This is a genomic window from Saccharomonospora iraqiensis subsp. paurometabolica YIM 90007, assembly GCF_000231035.2.
In the GTDB taxonomy this organism is placed as follows: domain Bacteria; phylum Actinomycetota; class Actinomycetes; order Mycobacteriales; family Pseudonocardiaceae; genus Saccharomonospora; species Saccharomonospora paurometabolica.
In genome coordinates, this window is the sequence record NZ_KI912236.1 from 39,213 (window position 1) to 39,536 (window position 324).

The 324-nt window shown below is 78.7% G+C and carries 1 protein-coding gene; it reads left to right on the plus strand.

Annotated features, from left to right (window positions below; translation table 11 throughout):
- Nucleotides 1–324 (plus strand): hypothetical protein (locus SACPADRAFT_RS32750; protein WP_028662411.1); only part of this gene is annotated, 324 nt, incomplete at both ends.

Below are 324 nucleotides of genomic sequence, written 5' to 3' on the forward strand. Positions count from 1 at the left end.
CTGCGGTGCCTGGCCCAGCTCGCCACGGACGCCGAGGCCGGACCGGCGGACGACGGCGACGGGCCCGCGGAGACGGTGGCCGCGCTCGCCGACACCGGCGACGTGCCCGACGGGGCGGGCACCGACGCGGGGTGGCTGTTCGAACAGGCCCTCCACCTGCACCGGCACGACCGGGACTCCGACGGGCACGGCGCCCCCTTCGAGCACGCCCGCACCGCACTCGCCCACGGCCGGTGGCTACGCCGGCACCGCCGCCCCGTCCGGGCACGGGAACACCTGCGCACGGCGAGGACGCTGTTCGACGACCTCGGGGCACGGCCGTGG